At 68.3% G+C, this 24,598-nt stretch carries 25 protein-coding genes; 12 read left to right on the plus strand and 13 right to left on the minus strand.

What is annotated here, in order from left to right; all coding sequences use genetic code 11:
- Together VMT40_RS00295 and VMT40_RS00300 are read right to left on the minus strand one after the other, a co-directional pair.
- Complete coding sequence (locus VMT40_RS00295; protein ID WP_326355976.1) at positions 1 to 771, minus strand: SWIM zinc finger family protein; 771 nt, start codon at positions 769 to 771, stop codon at positions 1 to 3.
- The gene (locus tag VMT40_RS00300) at positions 768 to 3,593 is read right to left on the minus strand and encodes a DEAD/DEAH box helicase (RefSeq protein WP_326355977.1); all 2,826 of its coding nucleotides are present in this window, start codon (positions 3,591 to 3,593) and stop codon (positions 768 to 770) included. The genes VMT40_RS00295 and VMT40_RS00300 overlap by 4 nt, the downstream gene beginning before the upstream one ends.
- Before the next feature lie 288 nt (positions 3,594 to 3,881).
- Between VMT40_RS00300 and VMT40_RS00305 the strand changes: the two genes are divergently transcribed.
- Positions 3,882 to 4,244, plus strand: coding sequence for a hypothetical protein (locus VMT40_RS00305; protein WP_326355978.1), 363 nt, complete (start codon positions 3,882 to 3,884; stop codon positions 4,242 to 4,244).
- Positions 4,245 to 4,402: 158 nt separating this feature from the next.
- Positions 4,403 to 5,044 (plus strand): HNH endonuclease family protein, encoded by a 642-nt coding sequence (locus VMT40_RS00310; protein ID WP_326357146.1) that lies wholly within the window; start codon positions 4,403 to 4,405, stop codon positions 5,042 to 5,044.
- Here the strand turns inward: VMT40_RS00310 and VMT40_RS00315 are convergent.
- Complete coding sequence (locus VMT40_RS00315; RefSeq protein ID WP_326355979.1) at positions 4,985 to 5,620, minus strand: TetR/AcrR family transcriptional regulator; 636 nt, start codon at positions 5,618 to 5,620, stop codon at positions 4,985 to 4,987. The two genes, VMT40_RS00310 and VMT40_RS00315, sit on opposite strands and share 60 nt — an antisense overlap.
- Before the next feature lie 54 nt (positions 5,621 to 5,674).
- On the opposite strand from VMT40_RS00315, the gene VMT40_RS00320 reads away from it, so the two are divergent.
- A complete protein-coding gene (locus VMT40_RS00320; RefSeq protein WP_326355980.1) occupies positions 5,675 to 6,391 on the plus strand; it encodes a methyltransferase domain-containing protein in 717 nt (238 codons plus the stop codon).
- Positions 6,392 to 6,428: 37 nt separating this feature from the next.
- On the opposite strand, the gene VMT40_RS00325 is transcribed toward VMT40_RS00320, so the two are convergent.
- The 3 genes from VMT40_RS00325 to VMT40_RS00335 form a co-directional block, all read right to left on the minus strand.
- Positions 6,429 to 7,262, minus strand: coding sequence for a sulfurtransferase (locus tag VMT40_RS00325; RefSeq protein ID WP_326355981.1), 834 nt, complete (start codon positions 7,260 to 7,262; stop codon positions 6,429 to 6,431).
- Positions 7,263 to 7,326: 64 nt separating this feature from the next.
- Positions 7,327 to 8,535, minus strand: a complete 1,209-nt coding sequence (locus VMT40_RS00330) for a benzoate/H(+) symporter BenE family transporter (protein WP_326355982.1) — start codon at positions 8,533 to 8,535, stop codon at positions 7,327 to 7,329.
- 94 nt (positions 8,536 to 8,629) lie between these two features.
- Positions 8,630 to 9,157: an Lrp/AsnC family transcriptional regulator gene (locus VMT40_RS00335; RefSeq protein WP_326355983.1), complete on the minus strand. Its 528-nt coding sequence runs from the start codon at positions 9,155 to 9,157 to the stop codon at positions 8,630 to 8,632.
- Between the two features lie 180 nt (positions 9,158 to 9,337).
- Between VMT40_RS00335 and pdhA the strand changes: the two genes are divergently transcribed.
- The 3 genes from pdhA to VMT40_RS00350 are packed head-to-tail and all read left to right on the plus strand — an operon-like array spanning position 9,338 to position 12,845.
- Complete coding sequence (gene pdhA, locus VMT40_RS00340; RefSeq protein ID WP_326355984.1) at positions 9,338 to 10,417, plus strand: pyruvate dehydrogenase (acetyl-transferring) E1 component subunit alpha; 1,080 nt, start codon at positions 9,338 to 9,340, stop codon at positions 10,415 to 10,417.
- The gene (locus tag VMT40_RS00345; RefSeq protein ID WP_326355985.1) at positions 10,414 to 11,397 is read left to right on the plus strand and encodes an alpha-ketoacid dehydrogenase subunit beta; all 984 of its coding nucleotides are present in this window, start codon (positions 10,414 to 10,416) and stop codon (positions 11,395 to 11,397) included. The genes pdhA and VMT40_RS00345 overlap by 4 nt, the downstream gene beginning before the upstream one ends.
- A gap of 38 nt (positions 11,398 to 11,435) precedes the next feature.
- Complete coding sequence (locus VMT40_RS00350; RefSeq protein ID WP_326355986.1) at positions 11,436 to 12,845, plus strand: dihydrolipoamide acetyltransferase family protein; 1,410 nt, start codon at positions 11,436 to 11,438, stop codon at positions 12,843 to 12,845.
- A gap of 13 nt (positions 12,846 to 12,858) precedes the next feature.
- On the opposite strand, the gene VMT40_RS00355 is transcribed toward VMT40_RS00350, so the two are convergent.
- Together VMT40_RS00355 and VMT40_RS00360 are read right to left on the minus strand one after the other, a co-directional pair.
- On the minus strand, positions 12,859 to 13,302 hold the full coding sequence (locus tag VMT40_RS00355) for an acyl-CoA thioesterase (RefSeq protein ID WP_326355987.1): 444 nt from the start codon (positions 13,300 to 13,302) through the stop codon (positions 12,859 to 12,861).
- Between the two features lie 41 nt (positions 13,303 to 13,343).
- Positions 13,344 to 14,300: an AraC family transcriptional regulator gene (locus tag VMT40_RS00360; protein ID WP_326355988.1), complete on the minus strand. Its 957-nt coding sequence runs from the start codon at positions 14,298 to 14,300 to the stop codon at positions 13,344 to 13,346.
- Positions 14,301 to 14,375: 75 nt separating this feature from the next.
- Between VMT40_RS00360 and VMT40_RS00365 the strand changes: the two genes are divergently transcribed.
- Together VMT40_RS00365 and VMT40_RS00370 are read left to right on the plus strand one after the other, a co-directional pair.
- Positions 14,376 to 15,233, plus strand: a complete 858-nt coding sequence (locus VMT40_RS00365) for an NAD(P)H-binding protein (RefSeq protein ID WP_326355989.1) — start codon at positions 14,376 to 14,378, stop codon at positions 15,231 to 15,233.
- A 138-nt stretch (positions 15,234 to 15,371) separates the two neighbouring features.
- Positions 15,372 to 16,643 (plus strand): MFS transporter, encoded by a 1,272-nt coding sequence (locus tag VMT40_RS00370; protein ID WP_326355990.1) that lies wholly within the window; start codon positions 15,372 to 15,374, stop codon positions 16,641 to 16,643.
- Here VMT40_RS00370 and VMT40_RS00375 read toward each other — a convergent pair.
- Positions 16,640 to 17,164, minus strand: a complete 525-nt coding sequence (locus VMT40_RS00375; RefSeq protein WP_326355991.1) for a MarR family winged helix-turn-helix transcriptional regulator — start codon at positions 17,162 to 17,164, stop codon at positions 16,640 to 16,642. The genes VMT40_RS00370 and VMT40_RS00375 overlap by 4 nt on opposite strands.
- A 59-nt stretch (positions 17,165 to 17,223) precedes the next feature.
- On the opposite strand from VMT40_RS00375, the gene VMT40_RS00380 reads away from it, so the two are divergent.
- A complete protein-coding gene (locus VMT40_RS00380) occupies positions 17,224 to 18,663 on the plus strand; it encodes an MFS transporter (RefSeq protein WP_326355993.1) in 1,440 nt (479 codons plus the stop codon).
- Positions 18,664 to 18,710: 47 nt separating this feature from the next.
- On the opposite strand, the gene VMT40_RS00385 is transcribed toward VMT40_RS00380, so the two are convergent.
- From VMT40_RS00385 to VMT40_RS00395, 3 genes are read right to left on the minus strand one after another with little or no spacing between them, the layout of a single operon-like run.
- Positions 18,711 to 19,349: a Type 1 glutamine amidotransferase-like domain-containing protein gene (locus VMT40_RS00385; protein WP_326355994.1), complete on the minus strand. Its 639-nt coding sequence runs from the start codon at positions 19,347 to 19,349 to the stop codon at positions 18,711 to 18,713.
- Complete coding sequence (locus tag VMT40_RS00390; RefSeq protein ID WP_326355995.1) at positions 19,349 to 20,167, minus strand: maleylpyruvate isomerase family mycothiol-dependent enzyme; 819 nt, start codon at positions 20,165 to 20,167, stop codon at positions 19,349 to 19,351. Before VMT40_RS00390 ends, VMT40_RS00385 begins: the two co-directional genes overlap by 1 nt.
- The gene (locus tag VMT40_RS00395; RefSeq protein WP_326355996.1) at positions 20,164 to 20,613 is read right to left on the minus strand and encodes an HIT family protein; all 450 of its coding nucleotides are present in this window, start codon (positions 20,611 to 20,613) and stop codon (positions 20,164 to 20,166) included. Before VMT40_RS00395 ends, VMT40_RS00390 begins: the two co-directional genes overlap by 4 nt.
- Before the next feature lie 325 nt (positions 20,614 to 20,938).
- Between VMT40_RS00395 and VMT40_RS00400 the strand changes: the two genes are divergently transcribed.
- From VMT40_RS00400 to VMT40_RS00410, 3 genes are read left to right on the plus strand one after another with little or no spacing between them, the layout of a single operon-like run.
- Entirely contained in the window at positions 20,939 to 22,057 is a 1,119-nt protein-coding gene (locus VMT40_RS00400; RefSeq protein WP_326355997.1) for a Re/Si-specific NAD(P)(+) transhydrogenase subunit alpha, read from the plus strand.
- Positions 22,057 to 22,374: an NAD(P) transhydrogenase subunit alpha gene (locus tag VMT40_RS00405; RefSeq protein WP_326355998.1), complete on the plus strand. Its 318-nt coding sequence runs from the start codon at positions 22,057 to 22,059 to the stop codon at positions 22,372 to 22,374. The genes VMT40_RS00400 and VMT40_RS00405 overlap by 1 nt, the downstream gene beginning before the upstream one ends.
- Positions 22,375 to 22,377: 3 nt before the next feature.
- The gene (locus tag VMT40_RS00410; protein WP_326355999.1) at positions 22,378 to 23,799 is read left to right on the plus strand and encodes an NAD(P)(+) transhydrogenase (Re/Si-specific) subunit beta; all 1,422 of its coding nucleotides are present in this window, start codon (positions 22,378 to 22,380) and stop codon (positions 23,797 to 23,799) included.
- A gap of 64 nt (positions 23,800 to 23,863) precedes the next feature.
- Here VMT40_RS00410 and VMT40_RS00415 read toward each other — a convergent pair whose 3' ends face one another.
- Positions 23,864 to 24,568 (minus strand): polysaccharide deacetylase family protein, encoded by a 705-nt coding sequence (locus VMT40_RS00415; RefSeq protein WP_326356000.1) that lies wholly within the window; start codon positions 24,566 to 24,568, stop codon positions 23,864 to 23,866.
- Positions 24,569 to 24,598 lie beyond the last annotated feature (30 nt).

Consider the following 24,598-nt stretch of genomic DNA (forward strand, 5'->3'; position numbering starts at 1 on the left):
TCAGGCGTCGAGGGAGCGGTAGAGGGCTCGCAGTTGACGCAGGCCCGCGGCGACCTGCTGCTCGTCCTCGGCGGTCATGCGCAGGGCCTGGCGGAGCAGGACGGCGTCGAGATCGTCGGGCGCCGGTCGGAATTCGGGCTTCGGCAGGGCCGGGAGGGCGATGTCGTTGCCGTACGGGTCCGCGGATTCCATGGCGGGAGTCTGGCGCTGGACGCTGCCGATCAGATCGTCGAGATCGACGCCGCGCAGGGTGAGGAGCTCGGTGGGGTGCTCGTCCAGGCGTTCGGCGATGACGTAGCAGACGGCGGCGACATGCTTGCAGGGCCAGCCGGAATCGGGGCAGCTGCAGGAGAAGTCGAGTTCCGACGCGGTGGTGGGCAGTAGCAGCGGGCCGAGCGTCTTGGGCAGGGTGCCCGCGGCGATCTCGCCCAGCGTGCCGGGGGTGGAACGGACGAGGTCCACGAGTTCGGTCAGCCGGTCGTCACGCAGCTGCCGCATGGTGAGCACCGAGATGAACGGGCGCGGCTGGCTGCCCTGCACTTCCGCGCTGACCAGACCCGGCTCCAGCCGGTAGTTCACCACCTGGCCGGTGCGTGCGTAGGAGCGGCCGCGGGCGAGCCGACCCTGATCGGCCACCTGCTCGACCGCCTCCAGAAACGCCCGGCCCCACCAGGTTTTGGCGAACGCCGTGCCCCGGCGGCTGCGCGGCTGGACCCCGCCGCGCACCGGGCGACGCTCACCGAATTCGCCGAAATCGATGTAGGTGTTCATTCGCCCACCGCCTCCGCACCCAGGGCGAACAGTTCGCGCAGCTCCTCGTCGCCGAGCTCGGTGATCCAGTGCTCGCCGGCGCCGACGGTGAGATCGGCGAGTTGGCTCTTACCCTTCAGCATGTCGTCCACGCGCTCCTCGATGGTGTCGACGCAGACCAGCTTGCGGACCTGGACGTCCCGGCGCTGACCGATGCGGAAGGCGCGGTCGGTGGCCTGGTTCTCGACGGCCGGATTCCACCAGCGATCCAGGTGCACAACATGATTGGCGGCGGTCAGATTGAGACCGGTGCCACCGGCCTTGAGCGACAACAGCATCAGGGGCGGCCCGTCCGAATCCTCTTGGAAGCGGGTGACCATGTCGTCACGGCGCTGCTTGGTGACCCCGCCGTGCAGGAACGGGACCTCGGTGCCGAAGCGCTCGGACAGGTACGGGGCCAACAGGTTTCCGAACTCGGCGAACTGGGTGAAGAGCAGGGCGCGCTCACCGTCGGCGATGACCGACTCGAGAATGTCCTCCACCAGCCCCAGTTTCCCGGAGCGGTGGTGGCCGCGCCGCAGCACGCCCGAGCCGTCATTGAGGAAGTGCGCGGGATGATTGCACACCTGCTTGAGCCGGGTCAGCGCGGCCAGCACCGCACCCCTGCGCTCCATGCCCTGGGCGGCCTTCAGCTTGGCCGACATATCGTCCAGCACTGCCTGATACAGCGCGGCCTGCTCCACGGTGAGATTGGCCCGCACCGTCATCTCGATCTTCTCCGGCAGATCGGAGATGACCGCCGGATCGGTCTTCACCCGGCGCAGCACGAACGGTGAGGTGATGGCACGCAGCCGGGTGACGGCGTTCTCGTCGTGTTCCCGCTCGATCGGCACCGCGAACCGCGCATGGAACTCCGAGGCCTTCCCCAGCAGCTTGGGATTGGCGAAATCCAGGATCGAGCGCAGTTCCTCGAGGCGGTTCTCCACCGGGGTTCCGGTGAGCGCCAAGCGATGTCGCGCCGGAATCAGCCGGGCCGCGCGGGCCTGCCGGGTACCCGCGTTCTTGATGTGCTGCGCCTCGTCGAGCGACACCCGCTGCCACGACTGCCGCTTCAACTCCTCCACATCACGGGCCAGCAGGGCATAGGTGGTGATCACCAGATCCGAATCCGCCACTGCCGCATCCAAGGCCGCGCCGGAACGGCGATTGGCGCCGTGATGCACCAGCACCCGCAGATCGGGCGCGAAGCGCTGGGCCTCACGCTGCCAGTTGCCGACCACCGACATCGGGCACACCAATAGGGTCGGACGCACGGATTCGCCTGCGGCATCGGCGGTTTCGTGCTCGTGCACCAGGAGCGCCAACACCTGCACCGTCTTGCCCAGACCCATGTCGTCGGCCAGGATCGCGCCGCAGCCCAGCCTGCTCATGGTCGCCAGCCAGGACAGTCCACGCTGCTGATACGGACGCAGCTGCGCCTTCAACCCGACCGGATCGGGCACCGGCTCGGCCTGCCGCTCACCGTCGAAAAGCTCTGCGGCCCAACCGGTCGCGCTGACCTCCTCGAGCGACACCCCGATCACCGGATGCGCGGACAGCTCCGCGAAGAGGCCGCCGATCGTGGTCTCGGTCTCATCGGTGCGGCCCGACACGTAGTCGGCCGCGGCCGCCAGCATGCGGTGATCGGCCTGCACCCATTCCCCGCGCAGCTTCACCAGATCCGATTTCGCATCCACCAGCCGCGACATCTCCGCGGGCGTGAGCACCACATCGCCAAGTGCCAGCTCCCACCGGAAGGACACCAATCCCTTGAGCCCGACGGCGGTTTCGGTCGCCGCGGGACTCTGCACCTTCAGCTTCATGGCCGGTGCGGCGATCCGCCAGGCCCGCGGCAGCATGAGCCGCACCCCCGCCGCTTGCAGCGCGCCCGCACCGTGCGCCACCAGATCCATCACCACCTCGGTGGGCAGGAACAGATCCATGCTGCGCACATCACCGGGCAGGTCCCGCAGGCGCGGATACACCTGTTTGGCCGCGGTCAACTTCTCCCCGGCGATCCGCAGCAGGACCGGATCTCCCGGCAGCAGAACCGGTTGCGGCGCTTCACCTTCCGCGCGCAGGCACACCTCGAGCCGCCACAGCTCGCTCGGCTCCTCCCCGTCGGGTTCGATCAGCCGCAGCACCAATTCCGGCTCGTCCGCGGTGAGACTGGTGCGCCAATCGTCGAGCACCGCGGCCACCCGATGCGATCCGCTCTCCAGCGGCGCGGCCTCCAGCAACGCGGTCAGCAGGGGATGCGGCGCGGCCTCCGTGTCCGGCTGCGCGGGAAGGCGCATTCGGGCGATGGGATCGGCCAATTCGGCGATCAGATTCTCGAGCAGTTCCCCCGGCCGCCCGGCCACCTGCAAGGCGGCTGGCATGGCCACCGCCAATTCCGCCAGCCAGGCCCGCTGCCGCTGACCGCCCAGCAGCCGCCACCGCACCCACCACTGCCCGTCGTCGCGCCACACCTCCGGCACGATCCGCCCCGCCCGCACCCAGCGCTCCACACCGCGCGCCACATGCCCGAGAAACCGCAGATCCCCGGCCACACCGGGGGTCGGAAGGTCTTGCAGCAGCACTCGCGCGGCCGTCTCCGGAGCCAGCGCGTGGGCCCTGACCTGCGTCTTCTCCGGCCCGTGCGGCCCGCTCATCAGGACCTGCGCCTTGTGCCGCCACTTCGCGGCCTGCACGATCGCACCCAGCGGGTCCGGCACGCTCAGCGCGTCGATGGCTGCCACAGCGTCGCCCGGGTCGTGCCAGAGCACCAACCCGGACCCCGGCGACCACAGTCCGTGCAGCATCCGCCCATCCAACCAGCCCCCGCCGACAACCCCGAGCTACCGCCCCCTTGACATGGGGATTCACGGGCGACGGCCCGGGGAGTCCCCGGGCGCCAGTTACCTCTTTATTTCTGATCGGATACGGCACATACTGGATAAATCCGCAGGTCACCGCATAGGTCGGTGTTGGCTGTGTCCAGTGCACAACGTCGTTGTACCCGGATGGCGGCCGAGCGGGGCGCACCCGACAATCAACCGCGACTCAATCCGGGGCCGTGGCACTTTCGAGACCGTAGGGAGGCCGTGAAGATGACGATTCTGCTCCAAGTGCTCGAGCAGAGCTTCACGCCCACAACTCCGTGGGAACGGCGGAAATTCACCTTCGTGGACACGACCAAGATCGTGGGGATGCGCCTTGACGGGCAATCCGGGGTGTGGCTGGATCTGTCCCGGCCCGGCGAGTCACAGCGCCTCGCCCGCACCGCCGATCCGCGCGACTCCATCACATTCCTGCTCACCGTCTTCGCCAAGATCGCCGAATGCGAGGAGCGGGGCGGCTCATGGCTCATCGGCCATGACGGCGCACACGTGGATTCCGTTGCCGCAACACGATTTCCGCCGCAACTCTCGGAGACCGCAGCAGACGACCTACTCGCACACGCTTGGTTATAACCCCGACGTCCGCGCCGAACTTCGCACCCCAACTCAGGGGTGCGAAGTTCGCGTGACGGCAGTGTCGGGTGGAGGGGCACGGTACACGTAATACCGTGTGGCCCAAGGGCGGTACCCTCCTTCTCCTGCTCGGCGTGATCATCACCCTGCTCGCGGCCATGGGGTGCGAGTCCATCGGGCAGGTGACGCCCGCGCCGGGCAGTCCAACCCGCGCCCAGCTGGAACGGCTGTTGGGCGCGGTGCCCACCGTGCCCAAGCGGCCGCGTCCGGGTGGCTACGACCGTGGCTGCGGGACTGGTCAGGGCTGTGTTTTCGGGCCCGCGTGGACCGATGATCACGACGGACCGGGCGGGCACGACGGGTGCGACAGCCGGAATACCGTGCTGGCTCGCCAGCTCGGCGCGGTGCGGGTGCGGCCCAGTGACGGGTGTGTGGTGGTTTCGGGTGTCTTGAACGACCCCTATACCGGTCGGCGCATCGCCTTCGATCGGTCCGATGCCAAGGCCGTGCAGATCGATCACGTGTATCCGCTGGCTGCCGCGTGGGATCTGGGCGCGTCCGGCTGGCCGCCGCCCGTGCGGGTGCGTTTCGCCAATGACGTGGACTTCAACCTGCTGGCGGTGGACGGAAAGACCAACGAGGACAAGGGCGATCGCACACCGGGCGACTGGCTGCCGCCCGCCCGCGCCATGCACTGCTTCTACGCGGGCAAGTACCTGACGGCCGCGAGCCGGTACGGGCTACCGGTCACCGCCGCCGATCGGGACGCGCTGCGCCGGGTCGCTCGCAGCTGCCCATAGCCTCGCGAAGTGCCGGTAGGCCTGCTCGGCGGTCAACTCCTGGCCCGGATCGATGACCGATTCCATCAATCCGTAGAGGCCCCAGGACAAGAATGTGATTCCGGCGGCCGCCTCGGCGGGGTCCTGGCCGAGCCGGTCGCCCAGATGCTCGGTGAGCAGTTCGGCGTACATCCGCCGGATCGACCGCAGCACGGTTGCGTTCGCCCGGCGGCCGACCAGCGGCCGATAGACCTCCGGATACGCGTCGATCAGCCGGAACAGGATCTCGATCGCCGCGAGCGGGGGCGGCTCGCCGTCGTAGTCGGCCAGCTGCGCCGAAATCCGCATGCGCACGTGTTCGATACAGCTGACCAGCAGCAGGTCGTCCTTGTCACGGTAGTGCGCGTAGAAGGTGGAGCGACCGACATCGGCGCGATCGATGATGTCGCGCACCGTGATTCGCGCGTAGGGCCGTTCGGACATCAGCTCGATGAGGGAGCGGTGCAGGGCCATGCGGGTGCGGCGGACACGGCGGTCCGTGGCGACGTCGGGGGTGGTTCCGGGACGAATTCCCGTCGAGTGTCCCGAATCGTACACATGCTCGGATTCTGCTGCTGGCCTGGGCTTTCCCACCCTTCGATGATGGATCTCATGAACTCGAACAGGCAAGTGTCCGATATCGAATCCCCGGCGGTGGGCGCGTTGATCACCTGGCCGCGCCGCTACAAGCTGCTCACCGACGTCTACTTCCTGGGTCGCGCGGGCAGCCTCACCCGGGAGCTCGCCGCCGCCAGCGGTCTCGGACCGGGCGAGAGTGCCCTCGATATCGGTTGCGGCCCCGGCAGACTCGTCACCGAGCTGGCGCGTCTCGCCGGACCGCACGGCCGCGCGGTCGGTCTCGACCCGTCCGCCGAAATGATCGACTACGCGGCCGCGCATGCCGCCCCGAACTGCTCCTTCGATCTCGGCGCGGCCCAGTCGCTGCCCTACCCGGACGCCTCGTTCGACGTGGTGACCTCGACCTTCGCCATGCACCACATCGCCGAGGCCGAACGAAAAACCGCGCTGGAGGCCATGTTTCGCGTCCTGCGTCCGGGCGGCCGCCTACTGTTGGCCGACACCCACCCGGCCACCGCGGGCCTGCGCGGCCTCCTCATCCGGGCCATGGCGCGGCTGGCCGCGCACCGCGCCGGGAACGACGGTCACGACCACGGCGCGGGCGGGCAACACGAGCACGGCGGCGAGAGCCTGTCGACGGTGGATGTCCGCCGCTACCGATCGGCCCTGGCGGACCTCGGCTTCACGGCGATCGCCTTTCGCGTCGGCCCGTACGCGACCGGCATTCTCACCGCCGTAAAACCCGACTGATCAGCGAAACGAGCCGATCAGCGAAAACCCAACCCGATCAGGCGGGTTCGGCGCCGGTGGCGGCGGGACGCTTCGGGTCATTGGACCACTGCGACCAGGAGCCGGGGTACAGGGTGGCGTCGATGCCCACCGTCGCCAGCGCCGCGATCTGGTGGGCCGCGGTCACTCCCGAGCCGCAGTACACCGCGACCGGACCGGAGCCCAATCCCGCGAAGCGCGCCCGCAATTCGTCGACCGACTTGAAATGCCCGGTGTCCGTGAGGTTCTCGGCGGTCGGCGCGCTCACCGCGCCGGGAATGTGGCCCGCGCGCGGGTCGATGGGCTCCACCTCACCGCGGTAGCGCTCGCCCGCGCGGGCATCCAGCAGCAGACCCTGCCAGCCGCCCGCGCCATCGGCGTCGACGGTGGGCAGGTGGCCGGGGGTGAGGACGACGGTGCCGGGCTCCGGATCGGGCTCCTCACCGGAAACGATCTTGCCCCCGGCCCTTTCCCACGCGGGCAGCCCGCCGTCGAGAATGCGCACGTCGGCGACCCCGCCCCAGCGCAGCAGCCACCACGCCCGCGCCGCGGCCATGCCGCCATTGGCGTCGTAGGCGACCACGGTGTCACCGTCGGACACACCCCAGCTGCGCGCGCACTTCTGCAGGTGCGCCAATTCCGGCAGCGGGTGGCGGCCCTTGGCGGCAGAGGGCGGATCGGCGAGCTCGGTCTCCAGGTCCACGAACACCGCGCCCGGAATGTGCCCGTCCAAATAGTGCTGTGGCCCATCCGGATCCCCGAGCAGCCACCGCACGTCCAGCAGCCGCACCCGGCTTCCGGCCGTGTCCATCAGCTCCTGAAGTTCCGCAACCGAGATCAGCACCGCGCTCAAGCCCACTCCTCTTCGCCGAATCACCGCGTCAACAAACCCAACCTCCTCACCCTAGTACCGGCGCTCAGGCTTTGGCCGGGGGTAGGAACCAGCGCACCACCAGACCGGCGGCCAGCGCCCAGAAGGCCGCGCCGATACCGAGCAGGCTGATGCCCGAGGCCGCCACCAGGAAGGTGAGGGCGGCGGCCGAGCGGTGGGCCGCCGGGGTGAGCGCGGCGGTCAGCGCACCGGCCAGGGTGGCGATGAGGGCAAGTCCCGCAACGGTTTCCAGGACGCCCTTGGGCGCGGCGGCCACCAGCGTGACGAGTGCGCCGGAGGCCAGGGCGAGCACGAGGTACGCGCAGCCCGCCGTGAACGCGGCGATCCAGCGGCGCTTGGGGTCCGGATGCGCCGACGGCGCCGCGGACAGGGCGGCGCTGATGGCGGCCAGATTGATGGCATGCCCACCCGCCGCCGCGCCGAGCACCGTGCCCAAACCGGTGACCGTCATGGCGGCCCGCCAGGGCACCTGATAGTCGAAGGTCTTCATGACCGCGGTGCCCGGAATGTTCTGCGCCGCCATGGTGACGATGTAGAGCGGAATGGCAACGCCGATCATGGCCTGCCAACTCCAGTGCGGCACAGTCCATTCCACGCGGGGCACCATGGCCGAGACATCGAGGCGGCGATGCGTCACCGCGATATCGATGCCCGCCCCGACCGCCGCCACCGCGAACGCGGCCAGCACCGACCAGCGCGGCGCGAAGCGCTGCAGCACCAGCCAGGTGGCGATGACCGGCACCACGACCGCCGGACTCACCGGCAGCGCCTTCACCGGCGCGATGCAGATGGGCAGCAGCACCCCGGCGAGCATGGCCTGCGCGATCTCCACCGGAATCGCCGCGATCAAAGCACCCAGCCGCTGCCAGAATCCGGTCAGCACGATGAGCGCGCCCGCCACCGCGAACGCGCCGACCGCCGCGGCCCAGCCGCCGGTGATCGCCCCGGTGCTGGCCAGCAGCGCCGCGCCCGGCGTGGACCAGGCCAGTGTGATGGGCATGCGGTAGCGGCGGCTGAGCACGATCATGCCGATCGCCTGCGTCACGCAGACCGCCAGCAGGCCGGACGCGGCCTGGGCCGAGGTGGCTCCCATGGCGGTCAGACCGGCCAGCACCACCGCGAAGGAACTCGTGAATCCGACCAGGGCGGTGACGATTCCGGCCCCGATCGGCGCTCCGATACCCGCCGCGGGCGCGCTCTCGACCGTCGGGGTGGTGGTGACGCTGGTGCTCATCGAGTCATCGTCGCGGTCCAGTCGCCCCGCGGTCAGCGGCCAATCCGCCGAAACTGGACTGAATTTCGCCATTCGGCATCAGAATCGGTCGGCCTCAGAGTCGGTCGGCATCTACCCCGGGTCGGGCCGAACCATTGGCGGCCAGCCGATCCAAGAGCGGGGTGATGCGCGGCCCGACCAGCGACCGCATGACCAGTGCCATGTTCGTGCGCTCGACCCCCGGGATCTTCAAAATGGTTCCCGTCAGCCGATAGAGGTCGTCGGCATCGGCGGCGACCACGCGCACGGTCAGATCCGTCGGCCCGGTCATGCCGCAGACCTCGGTGACCTCCGGGATCTCGGCCAATTCGGCTACCACCGAGTCGAGTCGGTGTTGATCCACGACCACCGCCACGAAGGCCGCCAGCGGATAGCCCAGGGCGCGCGGATCGACCCGGCGCTCGAAGCTCGACAGCACCCCGCTCGCCTCCCAGCGGGCCAGTCTGGCCTGCACGGTATTGCGGGAGAGACCCAGCCGCGCGGCCAGTTCGACACCGGTCGCCCGGGGGTTGGCCACCAGCTCCAGCAACAGGCGGGCATCGGTGGCGTCCAGCGGGGCAGAAATGGGCTCCCTGCTGCTCATGGGGGTCAGTATGACACTCGCGACCGGCCCTCGACCGAGCATTCTGCACAGTTCGGCGCGCCATACTTGCGCAGATAGCCAGCCGGAGGATGCTGTGTGTTACAGGACACACACCGATTTGCCCACGGGACACAATCCCTCGGCGATCCCGGTGTCACCCGGTGTCAGGAGGCGATATCCATGCCCGAGAAGAACACCTATCCGGTGCAGCTCGTACAACCCGACGGCCGCCGCGTCCACGATCGCATTCACGCCCCGCTGGTCGCCGATGTCGATGGTGATCGCCTGCGCGCCATGTACACCGATATGGTCGTGGCTCGCCGCATCGATACCGAGGCCACCGCCCTGCAACGCCAGGGCCAGCTCGGACTCTGGCCCCCGCTGCTCGGCCAGGAGGCCGCCCAGATCGGCTCGGCCCACGCCCTGCATCCCGACGACTATGTGTTCTGCAGCTACCGCGAGGCGGGCGTCGCCTACTGCCGCGGTGTCGCACCCGAGGATCTGACCCGGCTCTGGCGCGGGGTCGCGCATTCCTGCTGGGATGCCGACGCGGTCAAGATGACCAATCCCGCGATCGTGGTCGGCGCGCAGGGTTTACACGCCACCGGGTACGCCTACGCGGCCCATCTCGAGGGCGCGGAGATCGCCACCATCGCCTACTTCGGCGACGGCGCGACCAGTCAGGGCGATATCGCCGAGGCGCTGGGCTTCGCCGCGAGCTGGTCGGCGCCCGTGGTGTTCTTCTGCCAGAACAACCATTGGGCCATCAGCGAACCCGTGCGCGTGCAGAGCGCCACACCCATCGCCCGCCGCGCGCTCGGCTACGGCATTCCCGGAATCCAGGTGGACGGCAATGACGCGCTGGCCGTGCTGGCGGTCACCCGACAGGCCATCGCGCACGCGCGTGCCGGGGCCGGGCCCAGCTTCATCGAGGCCATCACCTATCGGATGGGTCCGCACACCACCGCCGACGATCCGACCCGCTACCGCACCGATATGGAACTCGAGCTCTGGAAACAGCGCGATCCCATCGACCGACTCCGACGGCTCCTGGAGCGAGAAGAGCTGTGGGACAGCGCCTTCGAGGCGGCGGTGACCGAGCGGGCCGACGACGTGGCGGCCCGGCTGCGCGGCGCCACCCTCACCATGCCGGATCCGGAACCCACCGAACTGTTCGACCACGTGTACGCCACCCCGCATCGGCTGATCGAGGAGGAACGCCGGGAATACACCGCCTACCTGGAGGGAGCGGGACAATGAAGACCACGTTCGCGGGAGCCATCAACTACGGACTGCGCCGCGCCCTCGAGGACGATCCCAAGGTCGTGCTCATGGGTGAGGACATCGGCCGTCTCGGCGGGGTCTTCCGGGTCACCGACACCCTGCAGAAGGACTTCGGGAACAACCGGGTGATCGATACCCCGCTGGCCGAATCCGGAATCGTGGGAACGGCTTTCGGAATGGCCTTGCGGGGACTGCGGCCGGTCTGTGAAATCCAGTTCGACGGATTCGTCTATCCGGCATTCGACCAGATTGTCGCGCAGGTCGCGAAAATCCATTTCCGCACGCGCGGAAAGGTGGTCGCGCCCATCACCATTCGCATTCCCTGCGGGGGCGGGATCGGTTCGGTGGAACACCATTCGGAATCCCCGGAGGCGTATTTCGCGCACACCGCGGGACTGCGGGTGGTCTCGCCGAGCAATCCGGCCGACGCGTATCTGATGATTCGCCAGGCCATCGCGCTGGACGATCCGGTGATCTTCTTCGAGCCCAAACGCCGCTATTGGGACAAGACCGAGGTGGACTTCGATCGCCTCGACCGGGACGGCGGCCTGGCCCTGGATCAGGCGCGGGTCTGCGCCAGCGGCGCGGACGCCACCATCGTCGCCTACGGCGGCACCGTGGCCACCGCCCTGACCGCGGCCGATATCGCGGCCTCGGAAGGACATTCGATCGAGGTGATCGATCTGCGCAGCCTGTCCCCCATCGATTTCGACACCATCGAAACCTCGGTGCGCAAAACCGGACGATTGATCGTGGTGCACGAGGCGCCCGTATTCGCCGGGCTGGGAGCGGAAATCGCGGCGCGCATCACCGAACGCTGCTTCTACCAATTGGAATCGCCGGTATTGCGCGTCGGTGGCTTCGACATCCCCTATCCCCCGGCTAAACTCGAACGGCACCACCTGCCCGACCCCGATCGCATTCTGGCCGCGGTCGATCGCACGCTCGCCGCCTAACCGTTACGCCGCCTACCCGTTATCCGGAGGAAAGCCCGGTGGAAGATCAGCAGCAGGTCCAGGAATTCCGTTTGCCCGATCTCGGCGAGGGCTTGGCGGACGCGGAATTGGTGTCGTGGGCGGTCGCGGTGGGCGACACGGTGGCCTTGAACCAGGTCATCGCCGAGGTGGAGACCGCGAAGGCGCAGGTGGCGTTGCCGAGCCCGTACGCGGGCACGGTGCTGGAACTGCTGGCGCAGCCGGGCGAGACGGTTCCGGTGGGTGCGCCACTCATTCGAATCGGCTCGGCCGCCGCCGCGAGTACCGACACGGCCGCGAAGAGTACGACCGAGGAAGCACCGTCCGAGCGCCAATCCGTGCTCGTGGGTTACGGACCCAGCAGTGAACCGATCTCCCGCCGGGCGCGCGCCGCGAAAACCGGTGACGCGGCAGCCACGGCGGGGCGGGCCATGGGTTCCGACGGTCCGGAGGGACTGGGCTCCTCGGCCCCGGCGGGCCGTCCCGCCGCCACCCCGGCGGCGCGAAAACTGGCCCGCGAGATCGGAATCGACCTGGCCGCCGTCATCGGCACCGGCCCGCAGGGCGCGGTCACCGTGGAGGATCTGCACGGCATGCGGCCGGAATCCCTTGGCTCCGGCCATATTCCGATCCACACCCCGCCGCCGCCCGCCACCCTGTCCGCGCTCCCCACCGCGGCCCCGGAGGTGGCGCCCATGCACCCCGCCGGTGCCCGCACCACCCCGGCCGAGCGGGAGACCCGCACGCCCATCGCCGGTATCCGCAAACGGACCGCCGCGGCCATGGTGGCCAGCGCCCAGCACATTCCGCAGGCCAGCGCCTTCGTGACCACGGATTTCACCGCGTCCATGGAGTTGCTCGAGCATCTGCGGGCCACGCCCAGCTTCACCGGCCTGACCCTCACGCCGCTGTCCCTGGTCGCGCGGGCAACACTGGCGGCGCTCACCGAGTTCCCGGAGATCAACTCCTGCTGGGACGAGGAGAACCAGGAGATCATTACCAAGCACTACGTGAATCTCGGCGTCGCCGTGGCCACCGAGCGCGGCCTGCTGGTGCCGAATCTCAAGGAGGCACAGGGCTTCACACTGCGCGACATCTGCCTCGAGATCGCCGGAGCCGCCGCCAAGGCGCGCGCCGGGACCGCCACCCCCGCCGATCTCACCGGGGGCACCTTCACCATCACCAATGTGGGCGTCTTCGGCGTGGATACCGGTGTGCCGCTGGTGAATCCAGGCGAGGGGGCGATTCTGTGCCTGGGCTCGATCCGCAAGCGCCCGTGGGTGCATCGCGACGAACTGGCGGTGCGCTGGGTGACCAGCCTGGGTCTGAGCTTCGACCACCGAATGATCGACGGTGAGCAGGGCTCGCGCTTCCTGGCGAGTGTGGCCGCGCTGCTGGAGGATCCGCTGACCCTGCTCGGCCGGGTCTAGCCCCGCGTCCGATTCAGCGTTCGGCTCCGGCGGTGACCACGAGCGGTTCCACCGCCGCGCGGATCTCGGCCGGAATCGGCACCGGCTTGCGGGTCACCTCGTCCACGTAGACGTGCACGAAGGTGCCGGTGGCGGCCAACTGCAGGCTGTCCCCGGTGTCGCGGAAGATGGCGAGTTCGTAGCTGATGCTGGAGTTGCCCAGCCGAGCCACGCGAATGCCCACCTGCAACATGTCCGGGAAGCTCAGCGAGTCCAGGAACTTGCAGGAGGTCTCCGCGACAATGCCGATGGCGGGTAGGTCGCGGATATCGGTGCCGGAGGCGTGAATCAGGAAGGCGTTCACGGCCGTGTCGAAGTACGCGTAGTACGTCACGTTGTTCACGTGCCCGTAGTGGTCGTTGTCGGCCCAGCGCGTCGGCACGGGCCACAGCACCGGATATCCAGTCTCCTGCGTCACCCCGCGACCATAACCCGCCCGATCCGGCGCGTGGTCCCCGGTCAGGCGGAACGTTCGTCGGGGGTGGCGCGGTGGTCGCGGGGGCTGATGCCGTAGTGGCGTTTGAAGGCGGTGGACAGGGCGAAGGCGCTGCCGTAGCCGACGCGGCGGGCAATGGATTCCAGGGTGGCGTCGGATTCGTGCAGCAGGTCCGCGGCCAGGGCCAGTCGCCAGTCGGTGAGGAAGGACATGGGCGGTTCGCCGACGAGTTCGGTGAAGCGGCGCGCCAGGGCCGCCCGGGAGACGCCGACCTCGGAGGCCAGCGCGGCGACCGTCCACGGATGGGCCGGATTGTGCTGCATGAGCCGCAGGGCCTTGCCGACCAGCGGATCGCCGTAGGCGTGATACCAGGCGGGGGCGTCGGAGCGGGAGAACCAGGCGCGCAGGGCGGCGATGAGCAGCAGATCCAATAGTCGATCCAGCATGGCGCCCTGGGCGGGCAGGTCCTTGGCGGACTCGTCGACCAGCAGATCCAATACGCGGGAATCGATTTCACCGCGCGAGAGCACCGCGACCGGCGGCAGGGCGCGCAGCAGGCGGCGGCTGGCGGCGGACTCGTGCTCGTAGGTTCCGGTCACCAGCACGGTCGTGGCGTCGGCGCTGGTGCCCCAGCTGCGCACGCCCAGACTCAGTGCCTCGCACAGCACTTCGCCGTCCAGGGTGGTGGTGACATTGCCGGGTTCGATGAGCACCTGCGGCTCGGTCGCCGGATCGTCGGCCATCGTGTAGTGGTCGGGCCCCCGGAAGATGGCGATATCGCCGGTGCGCAGCTGCCGCGGCGGAACCGGCTTGCCGCCCTTGGGGTCCGGCATCACCCAGCCGCCGCCGCGCACCACCGCCACCAGTGTCAGCGGGGCTTCGTCGCGGATGCGCAGCGACCACGGCGGGTCGAACGATGAGCGCATCACGAACGCCGCTCGTGCGCGTGGTCCTTCGAGCAGGCTGGCCAACGCATCCATACCTGTAGACGATGGCAAATGCCCGGGCGCTTCTCAACCATGTTCGCGCTCGCCGAATCCCGATGTACTCGATACATGATCACCGATAACGTTCCCAGCAGCGCAAACACCGTTCTCGTGCTCGGCGCGACCGGAAAGACCGGACGTCGGGTGGCCGAGCTGTTGAGCGCGCGCGGCGTGCCCGTGCGGTCCGGTTCACGCTCGGCCGCAATCCCGTTCGACTGGTCCGACCGCGCTACCTGGGCGGCCGCGCTGGCCGGAATCGACAGCGTGTACCTGTCCTACCAACCCGATCTGGCGGTGCCCGGCGTACCAGCGGACATCAAGGCCTTCACCGCCGCGGCCGTCGCGGCGGGCGTGCGCAAGATCGTGCTGCTGTCCGGGCGCGGCGAGCCCCAGGCCCTGGAATGCGAAGCGATCGTGCGGGATTCGGGCCTGACCTGGACCATCGTGCGGTGCGCCTTCTTCGCCCAGAACTTCGACGAGGGCGCCTTCGCCGAATTCCTCCGCGCCGGTGAATTGGCGCTGCCGGTCGGGGACGTGCCCGAGCCGTTCGTCGATGCGGGCGATATCGCCGAGGTGGCGGCGGCCGCGCTGGTCGACGACCGGCACGCGGGCGAGGTCTACGAATTGACCGGTCCGCGATCGATCTCCTTCGGCCAGGCGGTGGCCGAGATCGCGGCGGCGTCCGGACGCGAGATCGTCTACACCCCGCTCACCCGAACCGATTTCGTGGCCGCGCTGACCGCCTCCGGTGTGCCCACCGACGAGATCAGCCTGCTCGACTACCTGTTCGGGACCGTGCTCGACGGGCGCAATTCACCCGTCACCGACGGGGTGCGCCGGGCCCTCGGCCGCGAGGCCCGCGACTTCGCCGACTATGCGCGCGAGGCGGCGATTTCGGGTGTGTGGTCGGTCACCGCGGACGCGTAACTTGTCGGTGCCCGCACCTAAAATAGGTATCAAACAGGTTGTACCGCACAAGGTTCGGATCACAGCCCGGAGCGTCGACGAGGCCGCGAAGGGGTGAAGAACGGGGAGTTGCCGGGTGCACCCGGTAGCGTCGTATCGATGGCCGCTACGACGCCCGCTCCCCAGATCCGCATGGCCCGCGTGGCGCTGTTCGCGGTGTTCGGCCTCAATGGGATGCTCTCGGCCGTCTGGATCGTGCACATCCCGGCGGTCACCGCCCGCACCGGCGTCACCCCGACGACCCTGGGCATGCTCATACTGCTCATGGCGGCCTGCGCCATCGGTGGCATGCAGGCCGCCGGGCCCTTGGCGGACCGCTTCGGCAGCCGTGCCCTCACCGCGACCGCCGCCACCCTGCTCTGCCTGGCCCTGCTCGGCCCCGCGTTCGCCGTCTCCCCCGCCACCCTCGGACTGGCCCTGTGCGCCTTCGGTTTCGGCAATGGCGCGATCGACGTCTCCATGAACGCCCAGGCCGTCCACATCGAGCGCGAATACCCGCGCCCCATCATGTCCGCCTTCCACGCCTTCTTTTCCTGCGGCGGCTTCCTCGGCTCCGCCCTCGGCGCGGCCACCCAACACGCCCACTGGCCCCTGCACCTCACCTTCCTCCTCGCCACCGCCTTCGGCCTCACCACCGTCGCCACCGCCACCCCCCGCCTGCTCCCCCACGAAGCGCATTCGAAGACGAACACGACCGATGTCGCGGCAGCCCAGCACTTTCCACCGAGCCCGATCGAATCGACCATTGGCACACCACCCAGGTCAGCCATGTCCGATTCGTCCGATTCACCGTCCGCATCTCGGCGAACCGGGCGAAAGGTGCTGGTACTCGGCCTGATCGCGTTCGCGCTGCTGATGGCCGAGGGTGTGGCCGCGGATTGGAGTGCGCTGCAAGTGAAGGACCGGCTCGGAGTCGACGCGGGCACCGCGGCCCTGGCGTTCACGGGCTTCTCCCTCACCATGACCCTGGGCCGCTTCGCGGCCGACCGGGTCAGCGGGCGATTCGGCCGAGTCGCGATCGTGCGCTGGGGAACGCTGCTGGCGGCCATGGGTTTCGGGCTGATCGTGGCGTCCGGCTGGTTGCCGCTGACCGTCCTGGGTTGGGCGCTGTGCGGCATCGGGCTGTCCGGCGGCGTGCCGCAGGTCTTCACGGCCGCCGGGAATCTCGGCTCGACGAACTCCGCCACCGACATGTCGCGCGTGTTCGGGCTCGGCTACCTGGGATTGCTGGCGGGACCGGCCATTATCGGCTGGCTCGACAAGGCGGTGCCGCTCACCGCCGCGATGACAGTGCCGCTGCTGGCAATGCTGTTGTGCGCCTGGGGCGCTCGCGCCGTCGCCACCTCTCCGCAGGCGCTCGTGGACCGCTAGGCCCGTTCCCGCGCCGTCGCGCCGAAGTCGCCGATGATCTCGGCGTGATCGAGGAAGGCGTCGACCATGCGGTGGTTGAGCACGGCGAGCTGCTTCAAATCCTCGGAACTCCAGTCCGCGAGGGCGTCGCGCATCCAGCCGCGCAGCACCTCGCGAATCGCCTCGACCGCGCGGATGCCCGAGGCGGTCGGTCGAACCCGTTGGGCGCGACGGTCGTCCGGGTCCGCGACCCGCTCCACGAACCCGGCCTTCTCCAACCGCTGGATCTGGCGGCTCACATGCGGGGCCTCCACATCGAGCCGGGTCGCCAACTCCCCCAAGCGCATCGGCTCGTCCGCGTCGGCGAGCAGCCGCAGCAGCGGCACGCTGGCCCGATCCATGGTCACTCCGCACCGCACCATGGCCTGATCGTGGCGTCGCACCCGGGTCAGCAGATACGCGACACGGGCCAGCGCGCGCTCGAGGTCGACGATGTGACCTGAGTCAACTTCGGTGGCGGCTGTGGCTTCCGGTCGCGGCATGTGGTTATCTTACGAAACCCATTTACTTAATTTTGGTAAGTAAACCAAAGGATCGCCGCATGACTACGACCGCCGTCGGTCAGGTCGACGGGACCAAACCCGACGATCACTCGAAGTCCCATCTGGGTCTCACCCTGCTCGCGCTGTGTGCGGCCGGTCTGGTCGTATCGCTGCAGCAGACCGTCGTGATTCCGCTGCTGCCGCGCTTCATCACCCAGCTGCACACCGATGTCGCCGGTGTCACCTGGCTGTTCACCGCCGCCCTGCTGTCGGGTGCGGTTGCCACCCCGTTGCTTTCCCGCTTCGGCGACATGTACGGCAAGAAGCCCATGGTCATGGTCGCCATGGGCGTGCTCATCGCGGGCTCGGTCATCTGCGCCTTCGCCACCACGCTGCCGGTATACATCGCGGGCCGGGCGCTGCAGGGCATCTCCGCGGCCATGATCCCGCTGGCCATCGGCATCATTCGCGACACCTTCCCGCGCGAAAGACTGGTCGGCGCAATCGGAATCGTGTCCGGCACCATGGGCGTCGGCGGCACCGTCGGCCTGCTGGCCACCGGCGTCATCGCCGACCACACTACCGATCCGCACCCGGTCTTCTGGCTGACCGCGGGTCTGGGCGTGATCGCCACCGTGCTGATTCAGGTGAGCGCCAAGAACAATGGCGTGCGCCACGGCGGCAAGCCCGACTTCATCGGCGCGGCGCTGCTGGCCGCCCTGTTGATCTGCCTGTTGCTGGGTATCAGCGAGGGACCGCGCTGGGGCTGGGGTTCCGGCTCGGTCATCGGGCTGTTCGTGGCCGCCGCGGTGCTGGCCGCGATCTGGGTGTTCGTGGAGCTCAAGGTGGAACAGCCGCTGGTGCGGCTGCAGCTGCTGGTCGGGCCGCAGTCGCTGTCGGCGAATGTCGCCTCGGCGCTGCTGGGCTTCTCCATGTTCGGCGCGTTCTCGCTGGTGTCGAACTTCATTCAGACACCGCAGGACAAGGTCGGCTACGGCCTGTCCGGGACCGTGCTCTCCGTTGGCCTGTACGGCATTCCGAGTGCGGCGCTCATGACGTTCTTCTCGTTCAATACCGGCCGCATCTCGGCCAAGATCGGCCCGGCCTACACGCTGGCCATCGGCTCGGTCTTCGCCGGTCTGTCCATGGGCTGGCTGGCGCTCTCGCACGATCACGGCTACGACATGGTCATTGCGCAGATCCTGCAGGGCACGGGCTTCGGCATCGGCTATGCCGCGTTGGGCAGCCTTGCCGTGCAGCATGTTCCGATGAGCGAGAGCGGTATCGCCTCGGGCATCAACTCGCTGGTGCGCACCGCCGGTGGTTCGATCGCGGGTGCGGTGACGGGCTCGATTCTGACCGCGCACGTGCTGCACCTCGGCCCGAACAAGGTGCCGACCGAGGGCGCGTACGTCGCCAGCTTCGCGACGCTGGCGATCGGCGCGTTCGGCGCGGCGGCCGTGGCTCTGGGCCACGGCATTCGCCACAAAGGGAAATAACAACTCTCGTAACTCTCAGGGGCTTCGCCCCTGAAACCCCCGGAGCGTCAAATCAAGACCTCGGTGCGCTCACCGTCGACTACGACCACGTGGTCGTCGGTGAGCGCCCAGTGCGGGACTCCCGCGGCGATATACTCGCGCACCAGTTTTCGGGACAGGCCCTCCGGGTCGGTGGGTGAGTCCAGGTGCGGGACTATGCGGCGGTCGACGAGACCCAGTCCGTCCCAGCGGGGTTCGATGCCGCAGGCGGTGCGGACCTCGTTCGGGTCGTCCATCGCCTCGATGCCGTGCAGGTCCGGGGTCATGACGCAGGCACCGGCGCTGTAGCCCGCGTAGACCAGGGCGTCCTCGGCCAGGAGGGTGCGCAGCGCGAGATCGGCTCCGCTGCGGGCGAATTGGGCGCGCAGCACGAAGGTATTGCCGCCGCGCACCCACACCGCCGGGTACTCGCGCAGCCGCTCCTCGACCTCGGCGGGGCGGCCGATGTATTCGCGCAGATCGAACACCTCGGGCTGGAAACCCAAGCGGCGCAGGGGAACCAGGTCACTGGTGACCGCGCCCTGCCAGGCCGAGGGCCAGGCATCGCAGGCATTGGCGATGACGGCCACCCGGCCGGGCTCCCCGACCATGGCGAGCAGGCGCTGCTGATGAGCGCCGAAGCGGTAGCTGGACAGGAACAGTCGCATCAGATGGTGAAGGCCAGGCTGTGGACCAGGCGATTGCCGAGGTCGGTGTCACCGGTGATGGTGATCTCGCCCGCGTGGTCGTCGACCGCGACCCGGCCGCCGCGCAGGCGGGCGAAGAGGCCGGAGCCCAGGGTGATCACGACCGTGGCCGGGGCGTCGAGGGATTCGACCAGATTCGCCCGGCCGCCGTCGACCGCGAGGTGCAGCGACCGCGGCACCGGCCCGGTGACCTCGATGGTGATCCGCGCACCGTCCGGCGCACCGGCGCCCTTGACCGCGGCCCGGCCCAGCGCCGGGAGCAGTTCGGCGAAGGCCGCCGCGCCGCGCGATCCGCCCTCGTCGACGGAAACGCCCAGCGCGTCGGCGATATCGTGCTCGTGCATCCAGCAGTCGAACAGGCGAATGCGCATGAATCGGCCGTAGGGGGCCATGCCCACCGGGGTCGGCACGAGCTCGGCCCACGCCTCCGGGGTGGTCTGCTCGAGCGCCTTCAGTCGGCGTCCGGTGACGTCCAGGAACCGTTCCAGCAGTTGGGAACCGGTGAGCGGGCGCAGCGCCGCGATCCACTTCTCGTTCAGCGTGCCGATCTCATTGCGAATGTGATCGCCGGACACCGCTATCTCGGGGGTCGGTTCGCCCAGCAGCATCGATTCGACGCCGATCACGTGGGCGAGCACATCGAACACCGTCCAGCCCGGCAGCGGTGAGGCCGTGCGCCAGCCGTTTTCGTCCAGGCCGTCCACCAGCCGGGTAAGGGCGTCCCACTGGTCGGATAAGAGGGCCGTGATCTCGGCGCGGTCGGGCACCGTGTCGGTCATGCGGTGGTCTCCCTTTCTTCCTCGGCGAGCCGGTCCAGCCCGGATCGCAGTGCTGCGGCGGTGCGCTCGGTGTCGTGCGGGCGACGCAGCACGAAACCCCGGGCGAACCGAAGGATGTCGCCGTCGTGGCGCGGAATGACGTGCAGGTGCACGTGATGCACCGTCTGAAAGGCGGCCTTGCCGTCATTGATCAGCAGGTTCGCGCCGTCGGCGTCGAGTCCGGCGCGGCGCATGGACTTGGCCAGGCGATGGCCGAAGGCGAACAGCCGCGCACCCATGGCCGGATCGAGTTCGTCGAGGTCGGTGGCGTGACGCTTGGGGATCACCAGGGTGTGCCCGCGGGTGATCGGCCGGATGTCGAGGAACGCCAGCAGATCGTCGTCCTCGTGGATTCTGGTCGCGGGTGCCTCGCCCGCGATGATCCGGCAGAAGATGCAGCCACTCACAGTCCAGACATTACGGCGTACAAGTGATGTGCGACACCCCCTACACGACCCCGACACGGGCCCAACTGGAAACACACCTACCGGTAAGTAACAGCAGGGATATGTTCGTGCTTGTACACGATGGAACCCCGGCCGAGCATGGAGTTGTCCGGTTTTCTCGCCACACCATGTGATGGGCATCTCGGCTACGCTCACCGCGAACCAGGTACAGTTGCGAGAATTCTCACGAACTTACCGCAAAGTAAGTTCGGCCCACCGTTGGACCGGTGATTCGGCCCATACCGACAGGGTGGCCTGGGCTCACCACGAGAAGGAAGTTTGACAAGTGGACACAACGCAGAGCGCACAGACCGCTGCGCCCCGCGGTGCGCGCGTCGGAGTGGTTCGTGAGACGAACCCGGACGAACGACGCGTCGCATTGGTGCCGAAGATCATTCCCGCCCTGTTGAAGCAGGGTGTGGAGGTGATCGTCGAGGCCGGTGCCGGTCTGGGCGCGTTGATTCCCGACGAGGCGTACACCGAAGCCGGTGCCACGCTGGGTGATCCGTACGCCGCCGATGTGGTCGTGAAGGTCGCTCCGCCCAATGACAATGAGATCGCCAAGCTACGCTCCGGTCAGACCCTGATCGGATTCCTCGCGCCCCGCAATGCCGACACCAAGATCGGTGCCTTGAAGGCCGCGGGCGTGCAAGCCTTTGCCGTGGAAGCGATTCCGCGTATTTCCCGCGCCCAGGTGATGGACGCGCTGTCCTCGCAGGCGAACGTGGCCGGATACAAGGCCGTGCTGCTGGCCGCCAGCGAATCCACTCGATTCTTCCCCATGTTGACCACCGCCGCGGGCACGGTGAAGCCCGCCACCGTACTCGTGCTCGGTGTGGGCGTGGCCGGTCTGCAGGCCCTGGCCACCGCCAAGCGCCTCGGTGGTCGCACCACCGGTTACGACGTGCGTCCCGAGGTCGCCGACCAGGTGCGTTCGGTCGGTGCGCAGTGGCTGGATCTGGGCATCGACGCCGCCGGTGAAGGCGGGTATGCCCGTGAGCTCACCGATGACGAAAAGGCCGCGCAGCAGCAGGCTTTGGAAGATGCCATCAAGGGCTTCGACGTGGTGATCACCACCGCGCTGGTGCCCGGTCGCCCGGCCCCGCGCCTGGTGACCGCCGCTGCCGTGGAGGGCATGAAGCCCGGCAGCGTGATCGTGGATCTGGCCGGGGAGACCGGCGGTAACTGCGAATTGACCGAACCCGGTAAAACCGTTGTGCGCCATGGCGTCACCATCGCCTCGCCGCTGAACCTTCCGGCCACCATGCCGGAGCACGCCAGCGAGCTGTACTCCAAGAACATCGCCGCCCTGCTCGAACTCATGCTCGAGGACGGTGCGCTGGCACCGGATTTCGAGGACCAGGTGCTGGCGGATTCCTGCGTGACACGTGAGGTGGAAGCCTGATGTACACCCAACTGCTGGCGAATATCGCGATCCTCGTGCTGTCGGGGTTCGTCGGGTTCGCCGTGATCTCCAAGGTGCCCAACACCTTGCACACCCCGCTGATGTCGGGCACCAACGCCATTCACGGCATCGTGGTGCTGGGCGCGCTGGTGGTGTTCGGCAAGGTCGAACACCCCTCGATCCTGATGAAGATCATCCTGTTCGTCGCCGTCGTGTTCGGAACCCTGAACGTCATCGGTGGTTTCGTGGTGACCGACCGCATGCTGGGCATGTTCAAGGCCAAGAAGCCCGCCGCGAGTGAGAAGGCGGGCAAGTAAGCCATGGACAATCTGGTCAATATCCTCTACATCGTCGCCTTCGCGATGTTCATCTACGGTCTGATGGGCCTGACCGGCCCCAAGACCGCGGTGCGCGGCAACTGGATCGCCGCGGTCGGCATGGCCATCGCCGTGATCGCGACCTTCATCTCCATTCGCGACACCACCAACTGGATTCTGATCGTCGCGGGCCTGATTGTCGGTGTGGCCCTGGGTGTTCCGCCCGCGCGGTTCACCAAGATGACGGCCATGCCGCAGCTGGTCGCGGCGTTCAACGGCGTCGGTGGCGGCACCGTCGCGTTGATCGCGTGGTCGGAATTCCTCGATACCAAGGGCTTTTCGCACTTCCCGGCCGATGAGCAGCCGACCGTGCACATCGTGATCGCCTCGCTGTTCGCGGCGATCATCGGTTCGGTGTCGTTCTGGGGCTCGGTCATCGCCTTCGCCAAGCTGCAGGAACTGTTGTCGGGCAAGCCGATCACGGTCGGCAAGCTGCAGCAGCCGCTGAACCTGCTGCTGCTGGCCGGTGCGATCGCCGCGGCCGTGGTGATCGGCATCGGCGCGACCGACACCGGGGTGCCGCAGTACTGGATGATCGCGCTGCTGGTGCTCGCGGGCATCCTCGGCCTGATGGTCGTGCTGCCCATCGGTGGCGCGGACATGCCCGTGGTCATCTCCCTGCTCAACGCGCTCACCGGTTTGTCCGCCGCCGCAGCGGGTTTGGCGCTCAACAACACCGCCATGATCGTGGCGGGCATGATCGTCGGCGCGTCCGGCACCATCCTGACCAACCTCATGGCCAAGGCCATGAACCGGTCCATCCCGGCCATCGTCGCGGGTGGATTCGGTGGCGGCGGAACGGCTCCCGGCGCGTCCGGTGGCGGCGAGCAGAAGCAGGCCAAGGCGACCTCGGCCGCCGACGCCGCGATCCAGATGGCGTATGCCAACCAGGTCATCGTGGTGCCCGGCTACGGCATGGCCGTCGCGCAGGCCCAGCATGCGGTCAAGGAGATGGCGGCGCTGCTCGAGGCCAAGGGCGTCGAGGTCAAATACGCGATTCACCCGGTCGCCGGTCGTATGCCCGGCCACATGAACGTGCTGCTGGCCGAGGCCGAGGTCTCCTACGACGCCATGAAGGAAATGGACGACATCAACGGCGAATTCGCCCGCACCGACGTGGCCTTGGTCATCGGCGCGAACGACGTCACCAACCCGGCCGCCCGCGAGGACGCCTCCTCGCCGATCTACGGCATGCCTGTGTTGAACGTCGACCAGGCCAAGTCGGTCATCGTCCTCAAGCGGTCGATGAACTCCGGCTTCGCCGGAATCGACAACCCGCTGTTCTACGCCGACCACACCTCCATGCTGTTCGGCGACGCCAAGAAGTCCGTCGGTGCGGTCACCGAGGAGCTCAAGGCGCTGTAGTCACGGCTCCCAGTCGAACGGCCCGTGTCCGGAAAGGACACGGGCCGTTCGTGTTTCCTCGGCGCTAGTGCGAAAGCAATTGGGAGACGGTGACGAAGCGGTAGCCCTTGTCCTTCAGGCCCTGCGCGATGCGGGGAATGGCGGCCAGGGACGGCGCACCGGTCGCGTACATGGTGTGCAAGAGGATGATCGAGCCCGGACGCACCTTCGACAGCGTCTCGTCCACGATCTCGTCCGTGGTCGGCGTCTTCCCCGAGTCGGGCTCGACATCCCAGGTGACGGTGATGCGATTGTGCTTGGACAGGTACCAGGGCAGCGCGAAGAGCTTCTTGCCATTGGGCGGGCGGAAGGTGATCGGGCCCCGGTAGCCGGTCTTGGCGATCTCGGCGTCGGTGCGCTCGACCTCGTCGCGCACGAAGCCCGGGGTCACGAAGATCATGCGTTGATGGTGATAGGTGTGGTTACCGATCTCATTGCCGGACTCGGCGATCGCGCGACCCTGGTCGGGATGGGCGGCCAGTTCACCGCCGATGAGATAGAACGTGGCCGGAATACCCGCGTCGGCAAGGGTTTTCAGGATCTCCGGGGTGCGCTCGCTGGGGCCGTCGTCGAGGGTGAGCGCCACGACCTTGTCGCTGGTGTCCACGCGCGGCACCAGGCGGCCCGCCACCTGATACGTCCGAGAGTTCATCAGCACGTACAGCCCGATCCAGGTCAGGACCAACAGCACCAGGGTCACCGCGCCGCCGCGGAGCAGCTTGCGTTTCATGCGATCGATTATTGCCACAGAAATTCTTGA

Source organism: Nocardia sp. CDC160 (genome assembly GCF_035818795.1).
GTDB lineage: Bacteria > Actinomycetota > Actinomycetes > Mycobacteriales > Mycobacteriaceae > Nocardia.

Bases quoted from the DNA above. Each gene is read 5' to 3' on its own strand.
- VMT40_RS00295 (WP_326355976.1), bottom strand. From the start codon at position 771: ATGAACACCTACATCGATTTCGGCGAATTCGGTGAGCGTCGCCCGGTG.
- VMT40_RS00300 (WP_326355977.1), bottom strand. From the start codon at position 3,593: ATGCTGCACGGACTGTGGTCGCCGGGGTCCGGGTTGGTGCTCTGGCAC.
- VMT40_RS00305 (WP_326355978.1), top strand. From the start codon at position 3,882: ATGACGATTCTGCTCCAAGTGCTCGAGCAGAGCTTCACGCCCACAACT.
- VMT40_RS00310 (WP_326357146.1), top strand. From the start codon at position 4,403: ATGGGGTGCGAGTCCATCGGGCAGGTGACGCCCGCGCCGGGCAGTCCA.
- VMT40_RS00320 (WP_326355980.1), top strand. From the start codon at position 5,675: ATGAACTCGAACAGGCAAGTGTCCGATATCGAATCCCCGGCGGTGGGC.
- VMT40_RS00330 (WP_326355982.1), bottom strand. From the start codon at position 8,535: ATGAGCACCAGCGTCACCACCACCCCGACGGTCGAGAGCGCGCCCGCG.
- VMT40_RS00335 (WP_326355983.1), bottom strand. From the start codon at position 9,157: ATGAGCAGCAGGGAGCCCATTTCTGCCCCGCTGGACGCCACCGATGCC.
- pdhA (WP_326355984.1), top strand. From the start codon at position 9,338: ATGCCCGAGAAGAACACCTATCCGGTGCAGCTCGTACAACCCGACGGC.
- VMT40_RS00345 (WP_326355985.1), top strand. From the start codon at position 10,414: ATGAAGACCACGTTCGCGGGAGCCATCAACTACGGACTGCGCCGCGCC.
- VMT40_RS00360 (WP_326355988.1), bottom strand. From the start codon at position 14,300: ATGGATGCGTTGGCCAGCCTGCTCGAAGGACCACGCGCACGAGCGGCG.
- VMT40_RS00365 (WP_326355989.1), top strand. From the start codon at position 14,376: ATGATCACCGATAACGTTCCCAGCAGCGCAAACACCGTTCTCGTGCTC.
- VMT40_RS00370 (WP_326355990.1), top strand. From the start codon at position 15,372: ATGGCCGCTACGACGCCCGCTCCCCAGATCCGCATGGCCCGCGTGGCG.
- VMT40_RS00375 (WP_326355991.1), bottom strand. From the start codon at position 17,164: ATGCCGCGACCGGAAGCCACAGCCGCCACCGAAGTTGACTCAGGTCAC.
- VMT40_RS00380 (WP_326355993.1), top strand. From the start codon at position 17,224: ATGACTACGACCGCCGTCGGTCAGGTCGACGGGACCAAACCCGACGAT.
- VMT40_RS00385 (WP_326355994.1), bottom strand. From the start codon at position 19,349: ATGCGACTGTTCCTGTCCAGCTACCGCTTCGGCGCTCATCAGCAGCGC.
- VMT40_RS00390 (WP_326355995.1), bottom strand. From the start codon at position 20,167: ATGACCGACACGGTGCCCGACCGCGCCGAGATCACGGCCCTCTTATCC.
- VMT40_RS00405 (WP_326355998.1), top strand. From the start codon at position 22,057: ATGTACACCCAACTGCTGGCGAATATCGCGATCCTCGTGCTGTCGGGG.
- VMT40_RS00410 (WP_326355999.1), top strand. From the start codon at position 22,378: ATGGACAATCTGGTCAATATCCTCTACATCGTCGCCTTCGCGATGTTC.
- VMT40_RS00415 (WP_326356000.1), bottom strand. From the start codon at position 24,568: ATGAAACGCAAGCTGCTCCGCGGCGGCGCGGTGACCCTGGTGCTGTTG.